Annotated in this window: 11 protein-coding genes; 3 read left to right on the top strand and 8 right to left on the bottom strand. The window is 68.1% G+C overall.

Going from position 1 to position 13805, the window contains the following annotated elements:
• Nucleotides 1-5: 5 nt before the first annotated feature.
• The 8 genes from adhE to J2Y49_RS14670 form a co-directional block, all read right to left on the bottom strand.
• On the bottom strand, nt 6-2672 hold the full coding sequence (gene adhE, locus J2Y49_RS14705) for a bifunctional acetaldehyde-CoA/alcohol dehydrogenase (protein ID WP_409017843.1): 2667 nt from the start codon (nt 2670-2672) through the stop codon (nt 6-8).
• 161 nt (nt 2673-2833) lie between these two features.
• Nucleotides 2834-3562: a helix-turn-helix domain-containing protein gene (locus J2Y49_RS14700; RefSeq protein ID WP_149225087.1), complete on the bottom strand. Its 729-nt coding sequence runs from the start codon at nt 3560-3562 to the stop codon at nt 2834-2836.
• Between the two features lie 156 nt (nt 3563-3718).
• Nucleotides 3719-4144: a response regulator gene (locus J2Y49_RS14695; RefSeq protein WP_310115596.1), complete on the bottom strand. Its 426-nt coding sequence runs from the start codon at nt 4142-4144 to the stop codon at nt 3719-3721.
• A gap of 124 nt (nt 4145-4268) precedes the next feature.
• On the bottom strand, nt 4269-4967 hold the full coding sequence (locus J2Y49_RS14690) for a response regulator (protein ID WP_310115595.1): 699 nt from the start codon (nt 4965-4967) through the stop codon (nt 4269-4271).
• Entirely contained in the window at nt 4957-6531 is a 1575-nt protein-coding gene (locus tag J2Y49_RS14685) for a PAS domain S-box protein (protein WP_310115593.1), read from the bottom strand. The genes J2Y49_RS14690 and J2Y49_RS14685 overlap by 11 nt, the downstream gene beginning before the upstream one ends.
• Before the next feature lie 72 nt (nt 6532-6603).
• Complete coding sequence (locus tag J2Y49_RS14680) at nt 6604-7680, bottom strand: UV damage endonuclease UvsE (RefSeq protein ID WP_310115592.1); 1077 nt, start codon at nt 7678-7680, stop codon at nt 6604-6606.
• A gap of 90 nt (nt 7681-7770) precedes the next feature.
• Nucleotides 7771-8430: a hypothetical protein gene (locus J2Y49_RS14675; protein WP_310115591.1), complete on the bottom strand. Its 660-nt coding sequence runs from the start codon at nt 8428-8430 to the stop codon at nt 7771-7773.
• A gap of 12 nt (nt 8431-8442) precedes the next feature.
• Nucleotides 8443-9276, bottom strand: coding sequence for a helix-turn-helix domain-containing protein (locus tag J2Y49_RS14670; protein WP_310115590.1), 834 nt, complete (start codon nt 9274-9276; stop codon nt 8443-8445).
• 768 nt (nt 9277-10044) lie between these two features.
• On the opposite strand from J2Y49_RS14670, the gene J2Y49_RS14665 reads away from it, so the two are divergent.
• The 3 genes from J2Y49_RS14665 (at nt 10045) to J2Y49_RS14655 (ending at nt 13796) form a co-directional block, all read left to right on the top strand.
• Nucleotides 10045-11235 (top strand): plasmid replication protein, encoded by a 1191-nt coding sequence (locus J2Y49_RS14665; RefSeq protein ID WP_310115589.1) that lies wholly within the window; start codon nt 10045-10047, stop codon nt 11233-11235.
• A 113-nt stretch (nt 11236-11348) separates the two neighbouring features.
• Nucleotides 11349-11909, top strand: a complete 561-nt coding sequence (locus J2Y49_RS14660) for a sugar O-acetyltransferase (protein WP_310115587.1) — start codon at nt 11349-11351, stop codon at nt 11907-11909.
• Nucleotides 11910-12461: 552 nt separating this feature from the next.
• Nucleotides 12462-13796, top strand: coding sequence for a hypothetical protein (locus J2Y49_RS14655; RefSeq protein ID WP_310115586.1), 1335 nt, complete (start codon nt 12462-12464; stop codon nt 13794-13796).
• Nucleotides 13797-13805 lie beyond the last annotated feature (9 nt).

Raw genomic sequence — 13805 nt, 5'->3', positions numbered from 1 at the left:
GCGGTTTACTCGGCGGCCGTCTTCGTCTGGCCGACCACGCTCAACGCCGCCGGGCTCCGGTCGCTTTCCGGCTCGGCATAGGCGCGGCCATAGTAGCTGTCGATGAGCAGCTGCCTGATCTCGGCGACCAGCGGATAGCGCGGGTTGGCGCCGGTGCACTGGTCGTCGAAGGCGGCCTCGGCAATCGCATCGACCCGCGCCAGGAACGCCGCCTCCGGCACCCCCGCCGCCTGGATCGAGGCCGGGATCTCCAAAGCCTGCTTCAGATCCTCGACCCAGCCGATCAGCTTCTCCACCCGCTCATGGTCGCGGCTGCCGCCCAGGTCCAGATGCCGGGCGATCTGCGCATAGCGCGCCACGCCCTTCGGCCGGTCATACTGGCTGAACGCCGTCTGCTTGGTCGGGATGTCCGCCGCGTTGTAGCGGATCACGTTGGCGATCAGCAGCGCGTTGGCGATGCCGTGCGGAATGTGGAACTCCGCCCCCAGCTTGTGCGCCATCGAATGGCACACCCCCAGGAACGCGTTGGCAAAGGCGATGCCGGCCAGCGTCGCCGCGTTGTGAACCAGTTCCCGCGCCTTCGGGTCCTTCGACCCGTTGCGGTAGGCGGACGGCAGGTTCTCCTTCAACAGCTTCAGCGCCTGCAGAGCCTGACCGTCGGTATACTCGTTCGCCACCACCGAGACATAGGCCTCCAGCGCGTGCGTCACCGCGTCGATGCCGCCCGCCGCGGTCAGCCCCTTGGGCATGTCCATGACGAGGTTGGCGTCGATGATCGCCAGCGTCGGCGTCAGTTCGTAGTCGGCGATAGGATACTTGGTCCCGGTGCGCTCGTCGGTCACCACGGCAAACGGCGTCACTTCCGATCCCGTGCCCGAGGTGGTCGGCACCGCCACCAGCTGCGCCTTCACGCCGAGCTTGGGGAAGGTGTAGATGCGCTTGCGGATGTCCATGAAGCGTAGCGCCAGATCCTCGAAGGCCACGTCGGGCGCCTCGTACATCACCCAGATGATCTTGGCCGCATCCATCGGCGAGCCGCCGCCCAGCGCCAGGATCACGTCGGGCTGGAAGGCGTTCGCCAGCGCGACGCCCTTGCGCACCACCGCCAGCGTCGGGTCGGCGCTGACCTCGAAGAAGGTCTCCACCTCCAGCCCCAGCGACTTCAGGACGCGGACGCTGTCGGCGATATGGCCGTTCTCGAACAGGAAGCGGTCGGTGACGATCAGGCAGCGCTTCTTGCCGCGCAGCTCCTCAAGGGCGAAGGGCAGACAGCCGCGGCGGAAGTAGATCGACTTGGGCAGCTTGTGCCACAGCATGTTCTCCGCCCTCTTCGCCACCGTCTTCTTGTTGATCAGGTGCTGCGGCCCGACATTCTCGGAGATCGAGTTACCGCCCCACGACCCGCAGCCCAGCGTCAGCGACGGGGCGAGGCGGAAGTTGTAGAGGTCGCCGATGCCGCCATGGGAGGACGGCGTGTTGATCAGGATGCGGGCGGTCTTCATCTTGTCGCCGAAATGGCGGATGCGCTCGGCCTGCTGGTCCTGATCGGTGTAGAGCGCCGAGGTGTGGCCGATGCCGCCCAGCGCCACCAGCGCGGCGGCCTTGTCGCAGGCCTCGGCGAAGTCCTTGGCGCGGTAGAGTGCCAGGGTGGGGGAGAGCTTCTCGTGGGCGAAGGGTTCGCTGTCGTCGACGTCCGAAACCTCGGCGATCAGCACCTTGGTGGCGTGCGGGACGGTCAGGCCGGCCATGGCGGCGATGGCATGGGCGGGCTGGCCGACGATGTCGGCATTGAGGTGGCCGTCAGTCAGCAGGACCTTGCGCACGGCATCGGCCTCGCGGGCCGACAGGATGTAGCCGCCGTGATGGGCGAAGCGGTCGCGCACCGCGTCATAGACGGCATCGACCACCACCGCCGACTGTTCGGACGCGCAGACCACGCCGTTGTCGAAGGTCTTGGACATCAGGATGGAGGCGACGGCGCGCTTGATGTCGGCGAACTCGTCGATGACGGCGGGGGTGTTGCCGGCGCCGACGCCGATGGCGGGCTTGCCCGACGAGTAGGCGGCCTTGACCATGCCCGGCCCGCCGGTGGCGAGGATCAGGTTGATGTCGGGATGGTGCATGACGGCGTTGGAGAGCTCCAGCGAGGGCTCGTCGATCCAGCCGATGATGTCGTCGGGGGCGCCGGCCTCGACCGCGGCGGCGAGCACCAGGCGGGCGGCCTCGCAGGTCGATTTGCGGGCGCGGGGATGGGGGGAGAGGACCAGCCCGTTGCGGGTCTTCAGCGCGATCAGCGCCTTGAAGATGGCGGTGGAGGTCGGGTTGGTGGTGGGGACGATGCCGCAGATCAGGCCGACCGGCTCGGCGATGGTGAGGATGCCGGCGTCATGGTCTTCGGAGAGGACGCCGCAGGTCTTGTCGTCCTTGTACTTGTTGTAGATGTATTCGGCGGCGAAGTGGTTCTTGATGACCTTGTCCTCCATCACGCCCATGCCGGTCTCCGCCACTGCCATCTTGGCGAGCGGGATGCGGGCGTCGGCGGCGGCAAGCGCCGCGCTGCGGAAGATCAGGTCGACCTTCTCCTGCGGATACTCGGCGAAGCGCGCTTGCGCCGCCTTCACGCGCGAGATCAGGGCGTTCAGGTCGGAGAGGGTCGTGACGGTCATGGTCATAATCCACTTGCTGTCCGCGAGGAACGCCGTGACGCCGTCGCGGTGGTGAGTTCGGGATTGCGCCGTTTGGGCGCGCCGCTGCGCTGTTCGGGCAGGTCGCTGCGCTCCGGGACGCTGAAGCGCCCGGTGCACGGCCAAGGTCTTGAAAAAAGCGGTAGGGGTCAGAAGCCGCCGGCGAGGTCGGCCAGGGCGTCGCGGTCGAGCAGTTCCAGCTTGCCGCCGACGAGGATGCGGATCAGGCGGGTCGACTTCAGCTTGGTCAGGGTACGCGACACGGTCTCGGTGGTCAGGCCCAGATGGTCGGCGATGTCGCTGCGGCCCATCGGCAGGTCGATGGTCTGTTCGCCACCCTTGCGGTCGCTGAGGCGCAGCAGGAAGGTGGCGACCTTCTCGGCGGCGGACTTGCGGCCCAGCAGCACCATCTGGTCCTGCGCCGCGATCAGTTCCGAGGTGGTCGCCGACAGAAGCTTGCGGGCGAAGGCTGGCTGCGCGTCCATCAGGGCGTCCAGTTCCAGCCGCGGGATGCGCTGGATGGTGGTCGCCGTGACGGTTTCGGCGGTGTAGAGATACTGGGCGGCGAAGGCCAGCCCCATCATGTCGCCGGCCTGCAGGAAGCCGATGATCTGGCGCCGGCCGTCGGGGAGCATCTTGTAGAGGCGGACCATGCCGCTCATCACCCGGAACACCGAGCCGGCCGCATCGCCTTCGCTGAACACCGTGGTCTCGCGCTCGTAGACCTTGGAGTGACCCAGGCTGGCGAGCGGGTCGGCGGGGTTGCGCGGCTGAATGGCGGCGCCCATGCCGGACGCGGGGGAAATCGCCAGGGCGGAGACCAGATAACCAGGAACGGCGCGGTTGGCGTGGGCGGCAATGGCGGCGTGCGTGGACATGGTGGCCTCGACCTTTTCGGTGCGGTGCGCTCCGGTTCGTTCCGGGGTGCATCTGATGGCCCGAAGCTATCGATCCGCCGCCGTCCTGTGCAGTTCGGTGATGTACCTAAGGAAGTTTGCGTACGTAAGTGTACCTACGTAGCGGGCCGTATCCGATCAGGCGGCGGCGGCCGGCGACGGCATCAGACCGTTCAGCATGTCGATCAGCTGGTCCTCGTCGAACGGCTTCTCCAGCACGGCGACCACACCGGCCTCCTTGGCGCGGGCGAAGGTCGCGGGGTCGCCGCGCCCGGACACCATGATGACCGGCATGCCGTGCAGATCACCGCGATGGCGCTCCAGGAACTCCAGCCCGCTCATCACCGGCATGTGCAGGTCGAGAACCAGGCAACCCTGCGGATTGCCGTCGAAACCGTCGAGGAATTCCCGGCAGGACGAGAAGTCCCGCACGTCGAAGGAGAACGCTTCAAGCAGGGCCTTCAGGGAGTCGCGGACCGGCTCGTCGTCGTCGACGATGTGGACGATTCCGGCACCCGGCATTCCACCCGGTCCGTTGCCCGGCTTGTTGCCCAGGTGATCCATGACAGCCTCCGAACTTCCATGCAGACATGACGGCGCCGAGGGTGCGGCGCGTCATGAAAGATAAAAGTCCGGGGAGGACGCCGATATACGGACCATTGCGTATGCGGCACTGTTTTGATGCAGATCACCCGCCGCCGGGGACCACGCCGGCGGCGATCGCCATACGCACCAGGGTCGGCAGGCTGTCGGCGCGCATCTTCTCCATCACGCGCGCGCGGTGGATCTCCACGGTGCGCGGGCTGATCGACAGTTCGAAGGCGATGACCTTGTTCGACTTGCCGGCCACCAGCCAGCGCAGCACGTCCAGTTCCCGCGGCGTCAGGACGGCGAGGCGGTCCAGAATCTCCGGCGGGGCGGCGGGCGGTGATGCCGGCTGTTCCGAGACTGCGGCCGGCGGGGCGGCATCTGCGGTCCGGCTGTCCGCCGCGCGGGCAAGGGCAAGGGCGGAGCGCACGGCAATGAGCAGCGCCTCCTCCTCGAACGGCTTCTCGACGAAATCGACCGCCCCCGCCTTCATCGCGCGCACGGCGAGCGGCACGTCGCCATGGCCGGTCATCACCACCACCGGCATGGAATGGCCGCCGCGGGTCAGTCGTTCCTGCACGTCCAGGCCGCTCATCTGCGGCATCCGCACATCGACCAGCAGGCAACCGGGACGCGACGGCGCGCCGGACTCCAGGAATCCCAGCGGGGTGGAGAAGCTTTCCACCCGGAATCCGGCGCACTCAAGCAGGACTTCCAGGGAATCGCGGATGGCGTCGTCGTCGTCGAGGATGAAGACGGTGAGGTCGGAGTCCGCAGTGGGCATGGCGTCAGCGGGCATCGCCGGCCTCCGGGACAGCATCCCCACCGGAATCCGATGCGGACAGCGGAACGGTGAAGGCGAAGCTGGCGCCCGATGCCGGCGGCGTCGCCGGCGGCTCCAGCCACAGGCGTCCGCCATGGGCCTCGATGATGGAGCGGCAGATCGACAGGCCCAGCCCCATGCCGCTGCTCTTGGTGGTGACGAAGGGCTGGAACAGCTGGGCGCGCACCGTCTCCGGCACGCCGGGACCGCTGTCGCTGACGGCGACGCGGCGGAAGGCGGGCTCGCCCGGCTCCGCACCGGTGTGGACGGTCAGCACCCGCTGCGCCCCTGCCGGGCTTCCCTGCCCCATCGCCTCGATCGCGTTGCGGACGAGGTTGAGGATCACCTGCTGGACCTGGACCTTGTCGATGAGGACCAGCGGGTCGGCGGCGTCGAAGTCGAAGCGCACATGAAGCTCCCGCTCCTTGGCGCCGACGAGCGCCAGCGCGCTCGCCTCCTCCACCACCTTGTTGAGCGGCTCGACGGAGCGGTGGGTCTTGCCCTTTTCGATGAAGCTGCGCAGGTGGCGGATGATCTGGCCGGCGCGGGTCGCCTGGGCGCTCGCCTTGTCGACCATGTCCATCGCCTTGGCCACCGTTTCCGGCCGCTCCATCAGCCGCTTGGCGGCCTTGGCGTAGTTGATGACGGCGGTGAGCGGCTGGTTCAACTCGTGTGCCAGGGTCGAGGCCATCTGGCCCATGGCGCTGACCCGGCTGACATGCAGCAGTTCCGACTGAAGCTCCTGCAGGCGCCGTTCGGTCGCCTGCCGCTCGGTCAGGTCGCGGACGAAGCCGGTGAAGCGGCGCTGGCCGCCCAGCAGCACTTCGCCCACCGCCAATTCCATCGGGAACACCGATCCGTCGCGCCGCTGGCCGGAGACGATGCGGCCGATGCCGATGATGCGGCGCTCCCCCGTCCGCCCGTAGCGCTCCAGATAGCCGTCATGCTGCTCGCGGTAGGGCGAGGGCATCAGCATGCTGATGTTGCGGCCGATCACCTCCGCCGCCGCATAGCCGAACAGCCGTTCGGCCGCCGGGCTGAAGGATTCGATCAGCCCCTTCTCGTCGATGACGATGATGGCTTCCGGCACCGTTTCCAGGATGGAGGTCAGGCGGGCCTCGCGCTCCCGCAGCGCCGCCTCCGCCTGCTTGGCCGCGGTCAGGTCGCGGATGATGCCGATATAGACCGGGGCGCCGTCCTGGCTCGCCTCGCCGATCGACAGATCCATGGGGAAGCAGGAGCCGTCCTTGCGCAGGCCGGTCACCTCGCGGCCGATGCCGATGATCCGCCGCTCCCCCGTCCGGTGGTAGCGTTCCAGATAGCCGTCATGCTCCTCCCGATAGGGCGGCGGCATCAGCATCTTGACGTTGCGGCCGATCACCTCTTCGGCGGTCCAGCCGAACAGGCGCTCGCAGGCAGGGTTGAAGGTCTTGATCCGGCCGCGGGCGTCAATGACGACGACCCCGTCGGGCACGGTGTCCAGCATCGCCTGCAACTGCGAAAGCGCGTCCAGGTTTTCATCCCGGATGTCGTCGGCCACGTCAAACCCTCACATGAAATCAATCGGCTGTCATTCGTCTCCGCCAACAGAGTAGTTGAGTACAACTGTCGGTCAAGGCTGTCGATCGGGCGAGGCGGCCACGGCCCCGCTGCCGAGGGCGTCCAGTTCCAGATCGTCGACTGCGAGGTTCTTGGCCTTCGCCTCCACCTCGAAATCGGCCCAGGAGAGATGGTCCGCCACCAGCCGGTTGACGGCGCGGTTCCACATGCGCTGGGAATGGGCGCGCAGATCCTTCGTGGTCAGCCCGCGCGCCGCCAGCGCCGCATAGTCCGGCAGGCTGTCGGCCGGCCAGTCCGCCAGCAGATCCTCGCGCGACACGCTGATGTGGGCGACCGGTCGCACCCCGCGCCAGGAGCCGATGACGACGGCGATGCGCGGATCGTCGGGACGCAGATATTCCCCTTGCGTGCGGACCCAGTGATGGTGGAGGTCGAGAACGATCGGAACGGCGTCGGCCAGCGGCAGCAGGTCGTCCAGGCCGAAGGACATCTCGTCGTTCTCGACGGTCAGCAGGTTGCGCGCATCCTCCGACAGCAGGGCAAGGCCGCGGCGGAAGCCGGCGATCCCCTCCCCGCGCCCGCCGCCATGGATGTTGACGTGCGCGCCTTGCGGGTGCCAGCCGCCGGCCAGCCCCATCATCCGCAGGACGTCGGCATGGTATTCCAGCTCCGCCACCGAATTGTCGAGGGTGGACGGGTTGGCGCTGTTCAGCACGCAATACTGGTCCGGGTGCAGTCCGATGCGGATTCCCGCCTCGATCGCCTTGCGGCCGGCATGCTCCAAACCGCTCCGCACCAGCGCCTGGATGCCCGGCTGGCGGTAGAGCGGCCGTCCGACCTCGTGCGTGTAGGCCGGCAGAAGCCCGCTGTTGACGCGCAGCAGGCGGCGGTAGGCCGGATGGCGGGCGACCTCGTCCAGTTGCAGATGCAGGGCCAGCAGGTTGCGGCGCAGCACCTCCGTCAGCTTTTCCTCGGCACGGGCGGGGCCAAGCTTGGTCAGCGTCGCGATGGTGACGGTACCGGGGTTCATGCGCTTGGCAAGTCCGGTGTCGCCATCGGGCGGCACATACTGGCAGCACCAGCCGAAGCGGGGGGCGGAGGAGGACGCGGGATGAGGGCTGTCGGGCATCGGTCGGCAACGTGAAGCGGACGGGCCACTTGATATGGACCGCCGACACCCACCGTCCACCGGGGCCGTTCACCGCAGGGACCGGCGGGCTCACCCCATCCCGCCCATCCGGCGCAGCGCCCCGGTTGCAACCGCCTGCAGGTCCGTGCCGCAGGCATCCCGCAGGGCGGCTGCGGCGAGCGCGCCCAGCCGGTCGGCCAGCGCCCGTTCGGGTGCGCACAGCTCCTCGCACAGGGCCCGCATCTCGGCGATGGAGGGGCGCCATTTCCGGCTGCGGCGCCAGTTGCGGGCGGCGGCGTCGATCACCCAGGCCGGGTATTCGCCCAAATCCTCGGCCCAGTCGAGCGCCATCATCCGCTCCACCTCGGGCGACAGCCCCTTGGCGGGAAAATGGCTGAGCAGGGTCAGCACGCGGCCGAGCAGATGGTCGCTGTCGGCCGGAGCCAGCACGGTGGCGTACAGCTCATCAAGGCACCGGCGGGCAAGCGAGGACTCAGCGGCGGTGACGCCGTCCGGCGGCGACCAAAGCTCGATCATGCCGTCGAAGCCGTCGTCGCCGAAGCGCGGGCGGCGGTCGGTCCGGCCCTGGGCCAGACGCTGCCGAAGCACGGGCGGCAGCGCGGCGGTCAGGCAGGCCTGCCGATTGGGTGCCGGCAATGCCGGATCGAAAGCCGCCGCCAGCGAGGTTGGGGAGCGCGGCAGGGCTGTGATGGTGGCGGTGGCGGTGGCGCTTCTCTTGGGGGCGTTCATCGGTCTCCCCTTTTAGGACCAGGAGGGGGTGGTTGCGCGCTGGCGCAGTTCTGCGGCGGCGGCGGCCCAGGCGCCCAGCCGCTGTTCTGCGGCTGCGGATGGACGTGTGGTTGGCGGGTTCATTGCCGCAGACGGGCGGTTGCGGACGACCGGGGCCTTGCCCGCCGCAGCATCCTGCGCCAGCCAGGCCCGCCAGGCGGAGGAGACGTCGCGGTAGCGGTAGCCATGGGCCCGGCAGCGCAGGATGAACCCCTCGACATGGCGGCCGAGATCGATTTCGGCGTGACGGGCCTTGGCCCAGGCGAGGTCGTCGGCGGTCGGCATCCAGTCCTCCGGAACCGTCTGCGCCTGACCGTGCCCGCCCGAAGCGAGCGAGTCTGGAATCTGTTTGAAATGGACCTGTTCCTGACTCGCCGGCGGACAGGGACTGTGCGTGTCCGAGTCATCCCTGTCGGCAAGCTGGACAGGGCGGGTGGAGACGGACTCCCGGTCGGAGTCTTCGGCAGCATCGACCGCGTCATCAAGCGGGGCGAAGCGCAGGCGGTAGAGGCACGACAGGCGGGCGCCGTCGCGGCCGCGGCGATGCTCGACCCTGACCAGCCCGATGTCGCTCAGGCCCTGGATGATGCGGTTGATGGTGGGGCGCGAGCGCTTCAGCTTGGCGGCCAGCGTCGATTGCGACGGCCAGCACAGGCCGTCCTCGTCGGCGAAGGTGGCGAGCGCCGCCAGGACGGCGAAGCCGTCGGCGTCCAGGCCGGGATGGTCCAGCCACCAGGCGGGAATCCGTCCCCACCGTCTGGTATCGGGAGGATTTGCCGCTGATGCGGACGGCGTCGGTGTGAGCATGGGGAAAACTCCGCGAGGCTTTGGGACCGGCATCGATGGGGCCGGCGAACTTGCGCGAAGGATTCCGCCGACTGCGGCATCCGTCGAATCGCGGGCAAAAGGGACCGATTCGGTTGTGTCCCCTTCGCCCGCGGTTGTGTCCCAACGGCCCGCGCCTGTGTCGTCCTTGGTCGCGGTTGTGTCCCCTTTGGTCGCGCTTGGCTTGCGAATCGGATTCGATCCCGTTTGCCCGCGCTTTGCCGGCGACCAGCACCATCCGCGCCGCCTCGGGCTGTCCCACTTGCCCGCGGTTTGAGGCCATGGTCTGCGGTCCGGCCCGCGGACTTTTGCCGCGGAGGAAGGCCGCTGGCCAGCCTCGCCGGCCGGATCTGTCCCATTTGCCCGCGTTTCGTGGTCGGGCCAGGCGCATCACGGGATTCACTGTGTCCCTAATGCTCGCGCTTGGGAGTCCTCCGGCGCCGGGGCTGTCCCATTTGCTCGCGCTTCATGGCCTCATGGAGGGAAGCCGCGCCCCCGAGTCTCTGTCCCATTTGCTCGCGTTTCGCCGAAGCGCCGCGCGATTCGCACGGATCCGGTCCACCCGACGCCCGCGGAGCGGCACCAATCGGCGGCCTGCGACCGAAGCGCGGGCAAACGGGACACAGGCGCGGGCATTTCCTACACAAACGCGGGCAAACGGGACACAGGTCTGCGGGCGGACTCCGCCCTGCCGGTTGCCTCCGTCCGACGGCACCTCCTATCGTGGCCTTTGGCGAGGAGGGATGAGCCATGAGCAAGGCGAACGCGGTCCAGCTGACTCTGTTCGAGATGGAAGACCGCAGTCAGTCCCATATGATCGCGCTTTACGACACGGCGCCGCGATTCGTCTTCGTGTCCAAAGGCCGGGGGACGGAGCCGGAGCTGCCGGCTGCCAACGCGTTCGTCCAGTCGGTGCACAAGGAGTTTCCCTTCAAGGACGCCCTGTTCACGCTGACCCTGCAGCCCGCCCGCATCTACCGCCCGGCCAAGCCCGGTCCCGGCGAGGATCCGGCGGACAAGCGCATGGTCGAGTATGAGGTGTTCCCGTCCGAGCGCGAGCAGATCGTCGAACAGGTGGTGCGCCGCCTCGCCATGGACCGGTCGCGCCTGTCGCTGATGGGCGACAAGCAGGACCGGGTGCGCGTCCATTTCTCGCTCTACGAGATCCGGCGGGAGCTGCGCGCGGTCAACCGCACCATGGACACGGCGGAGATTCGCGAGGCGCTGGAGATCCTGGCGCGCACGCGGATGATCATCAGCAAGGTGCCGGAGAGCGGCCGTAAGTCGGCGCGGCCGGTGCTGGAATCCTCGGTCTTCCCCACGCTCTACATCCGCCCGCGCACCGGCGAGGGTGGCGAGGAGGACGAGAACGACACCTATCTGGAATTCAACGCGCTGGTCGCCTCGGCCATCCGCAACCTGGAATTCAAGCCGATCTCCTACCAGTGGATCATGCGGCTGAAGAGCCCGGTGGCACGCTGGCTCTACAACCGGCTGTCGATCGAATATGGCGACCTCGATCTGGCTCGCCTGCCCGACGGGGTGCACAGCGTGCCGCCGATGATCCTGTCGGCCGACGACATCATCAACAACAGCGGCATGAACGAGTGGAGCCGGCGGCGCGACACGCTGCGCACGGTGACCCTGGCCGTCGATTCCCTGGTCGAGGAGGGCATTCTCGACCGGGTGGAGAAGACGGTGTCGAAGGACGGGCGGCGCATCAACGACATCGAATACATCATGATGCCGAGCCAGAAATTCCTGGATCAGGTCCGCCGCGGCAACGACGTGCAGGAGGCGAACGCCGCCACCTATCGTGCCATTGCCGGCAGCGACGAGCGCCCGAAGGAGTTCATGCCCATCACCCCCGGCCAGAGCGTCGAAGTCCGCCGCCGCCGCGGCAACCTGCTGGGCACCCGCTCCGGCCAGGGTGAAGGCTGACCCATCCTCACGCGTCGGCGCATCGCATTTCGACATCTGCTCTAATCGGGCGCCCATGGCGGACAACAATCGGACGTTGTCGCCGGACGAGCGAATGATGCGGAGGATGAGCGATGCAGACGTCCGATGGACGCAGCGAAAAGGAAAAGATGCTGGCCGGCGATCTCTATGACGCCTCGGCTCCAGAGATCCAGGCCGATCAAGCCGCCGCCAAGGAGTGGATGATCCGCTACAACGCCGCACTCGCCCTGCCTCCCGGCGAAAGGCGCAAACTGCTTCTGGAGCGCTTCGCCGCGGTGGGCGAAGGGGCTGTCATCCGCCCGCCCTTCCATTGCGACTATGGCTACAACATCAGCCTCGGCGCCGGGGTCTTCCTCAACTTCAACTGCGTCATCCTGGACGTGGTGGCGGTGAGCATCGGCGACAGGACGCAGATCGGACCGGGGGTCCAGATCCTGACCGCCGACCATCCGCGCGACTTCGCCGCCAGGGAGGCCGGGCTGGAGTTCGGGCGGCCCATCCATATCGGCCGCAATGTCTGGATCGGCGGCGGCGCGCTTATCCTGCCCGGCGTCACCATCGGCAACGATGCCATCGTCGGCGCCGGCAGCGTGGTGACGCGCGACGTGCCGGCCGGGGCGACGGTGATGGGAAACCCGGCGCGGATCCGCTGATCCGTTTCCTTGCGGGCGGGGTGTCGCCGGACCGGTGGCGGCACCCCGTTCCGGCGGAGGGTCCAGCCGCCGGTGCCGGTGCTTCTCCATCCGATCCATATCCAAATATTACGAAGTAATCCTCCCTTTTACCGCAAAGCGGAAAATGACCTCTACGGGATGGTTGTTTTTCTTCTGTCACATCATAGAATAAAACGATCATGGCCGGTCGTTCAGATAATAAATAATTCGAAACAACTCGCGGCGGAAATCAACGCCGCATGTCTTTCAAAAGTCCCGGAATGCACCCTGTCGTCAAGGCGGGTCTAAGGGGATTTTGCCAGGGAGGATGCCGCCATGCGAGAAACGCAGTCCGGTTCGCTGCGCCGTTTTCTGCATCGTGCCTATGTTCTCCGACGCGGAGGAAGATGGGAAAGCGCGTGCTCTTTACTTCCCATCACAGGCGGCGTCCGGCCTTGTTTTGCCGTACTGGGTGTTCTTGCGCTTCCCCTTCAACCGGCCGATGTGTCCGCCCGGCTCAATTCCGATGCCTTCGGAACCGGCTGCTGCCTCGTGTGGACCGGCGCGGCCGAGGGGCCGGTGGACAACACGCTGGAATCCTGGCTCGGAACGCGGGAGAAGGCACCCGCCCCCATGCCGCAGGCGGAGGCGGCCCCCACCCGGACGACGGTGATCCAGAAGGGGGGCGAGGCGGAGACGGATTGGCGGCTGATCCCCTTCATCGCGGCACAGGCATCCGGCGGCATTCCGGGACAGCCCACCCTGCTGTCCATCGCCGTCACCTCGCCCTATGGGCAGCCGAACCCACAGCATGAAGCGATCACCTATGTGCTGATCGACGATCTGCCACCGGGGACCACCCTGTCGGGCGGCGATAAGATCGCCGACGACACGTGGCGGGTGCGGCTGGAGGAATTGCCCGGTCTCACCATGACCCTGCCCCCCGAGACGGCGGGCAGCGTGACGCTGCACCTCACCGCGGTGACCGATCACGGCGGCGGCGTGATCGCCAAGCAGGCCCGGGATTTGACGATACCGATCCTGCCGACGGCCACCGAGACCGCCGCAGCTGACAGCGCCGCCACGCCGGAACCGGACGGCACCCCGCCGCCCGCCCAGGGCGGCTCGTCGCAGAGCATCGAGACCGCAGCGCTTGGCGACAGGGCCGAACCGGACCCGGCGGCATCCGGACAGTCGGCGCCGCAGGCTGCGCCGGAGCCGTCCGGAAGCGACGCCGTTGCACCCGCGCCGGATCCCGTCGCGGAGGCGGCACCCGAACCTGCGCCGGCATGGGCGCCGGAACAGCCGGTCGAGGCGGCAGTCGTGCCGGTATCGGCTCCTGCCCCGGCGGCGGCACCGGAAATCGTGCCGGAAACCCCGGTCATCGCCGCCACCCCGCCGCCCGTCGATGCGCCGGCGGCCGTTCAGCCGGCCGTGGCCTCCCCACCCCCTGCCCCGCCGGAGCCGGTGGTCATCGCCCCTGTCACCACGGTCGCCGTGGCGGTCGCTCCGCCGGTTGCCGCCCCGCAGCCGGCCCCGGAGCGGGCGCAGCCGCGGGAGGCGGCGGTGCAGCGCCCGGCGCGTCTTCCCTCCGCCGTTGCGGAGACGACGCTGATGAAGCGGGGCGACGACCTGTTCGCGCAGGGCGATCTGGCCGGGGCGCGGCTCTATTACGAGATGGTCGCCGAGACCGGCAATGCGGCGGCGGCCCTGGCGCTCGGCCGGACCCACGATCCGCTGATTCACGAGCGGCTTCGCGTCCGCGGGCTTCCATCCGATCCCGAACAGGCCGCGGTCTGGTACCGCCGGGCGGTCGCCGCCGGCAGCGGCGACGCGGAACAGCAACTGCAAAAGCTGACAGTCTGGCTCGCCGGCAAATCCAGGTAGCAAGATGTC

Source organism: Azospirillum sp. BE72 (genome assembly GCF_031455875.1).
GTDB lineage: Bacteria > Pseudomonadota > Alphaproteobacteria > Azospirillales > Azospirillaceae > Azospirillum.
The sequence above is the reverse complement of the archived record's forward strand: the minus strand, read 5'-3'. Positions and strand labels throughout refer to the sequence as shown.